This is a genomic window from Comamonas sp. B-9, from assembly GCF_000410635.1.
Taxonomy (GTDB): Bacteria; Pseudomonadota; Gammaproteobacteria; order Burkholderiales; family Burkholderiaceae_C; genus Comamonas.
This window is the reverse complement of record NZ_KE148645.1, coordinates 8,254-9,724: the sequence shown is the minus strand read 5'-3', so window position 1 is coordinate 9,724 and position 1,471 is coordinate 8,254. Positions and strand designations below refer to the sequence as shown.

Genomic DNA, 1,471 nt, shown 5'->3' with positions numbered 1-1,471 from the left:
CGCCGGCCGTGGCGCCGCCTGGCGCTGCGGCTTGAGCTTGGGTTGGTGGCGCCAGGTGCGCACCGCCAGCCAGGCATGCAGCGCGGCCAGCGCCAGCAAGGTCAGCTCCAGCCCGCTGAACACCCAGTCACCCTCGATCAAGCTGCGCCACAGCGGGCGGTCGGTGGTCAGCACATTGAGGACCGGCAGCAAGGCCAGCGCCGCGCAACCGGCCCAGAGCAGCTCCACCCAGGCGCGCTTGGCCGGCCGCAGCATGGCCCAGACCAGGCTGGCACCCCAGAGGATGAAGAACCAGTGGATCTCCCAGTCGCTGCGCTTTTCCATGCCCAGCGGCAGCAGGCGGTTGGCCCAGAGGTAGCCAATACAGGCCACGCCCAGGCCGGCAATGGCCGCCACATTCAACCCCTCGATCAGGCGGTAGACGGCGGCCGTGGCGCTGCCAAACTCGCCCATGTGCTTGCTGCGGCGTTTGACGACAAACAGGATGGCGCCGGTGGCCATCATCGCGGTGCCTGCCAGGCCGCAGACAAAGTACAGCCACTTCATCACCCAGCCGCCAAACTTGACCATATGCAGCCCACCCATCACCGACTGGGCGAGCGATGCACCACCGCCTTCGGCCTGGCCGGGCATGCGCAGCTGCAGCAGCTCGCCGCTGGCGGCCGAGAACATGGCCATGCCGGTATTGGGGCTCAGGCGCTTGTCGGCGTTGGCATCGCTGTCCCAGCCATAGATGCCCACGCGCGCGGCTGCATCCCCCGGGTGGTTCACGACCACGGCGCGCACAGGCTGGCCGATCAGCGCCTGGCCACGTGCGGCAAAGCTCTCCAGATCGGGCACCGCCATGGCCTCGCCCGAGCGCGGCGGCTTGCCCGGCTCGCCCAGCTCGGCCGCAAAAGTCTGGACGGCGCCGGGCGCCGTTCCGTACTGGCTCCAGATGCCAGCGGGCATAAAGGTCAGGGCCGATATCGCAATGCCGGTGTAGGCAATCATCAGCTGGAACGGCAGGGTCAAGACCGCCACCGCATTGTGCGCATCGAGCCAGCTGCGCTGGCCCTTGCGGGCGCGGAAGGTGAAGAAGTCCTGAAAAATCCGCTTGTGCGTGACCACGCCGCTGATCAGCGCCACCAGCATGGCCATGCCGGCAACACCGACCACCCACAGCCCGGCCTGGCCGGCATGCAGCTCGTAGTGGAAATGCACAAAATGCTCGCCACCCATCGTGGCCCGCATCGCGCCATGGTGGTGATCATCCAAAGGCTCGCCCGTGCGGGTGTCCAGCTCGGCATCGGCGTACTGGCGCTGCTGGTCAAACCAGTAGACCTTCAGGTCGCCGCCGCCCTTGGCATCGGTCGGCCAGATCTCCCACATCTCGGCGCCCTGGTGGTGCTTTTCCATAAAGGCCGCGCCCCAGGCCAGGCGCTGGCCCCGGCTGGAGGCCAGGCCGGCGGCCTCGGCAGCCGCCTGCTCG

Annotated in this window: 1 protein-coding gene; it reads right to left on the bottom strand. The window is 68.3% G+C overall.

Features of this window, described 5'->3' with window-relative positions; translation table 11 throughout:
- On the bottom strand, positions 1-1,471 hold a 1,471-nt coding region (locus H928_RS28945), incomplete at both ends, for a PepSY domain-containing protein (protein WP_021028126.1).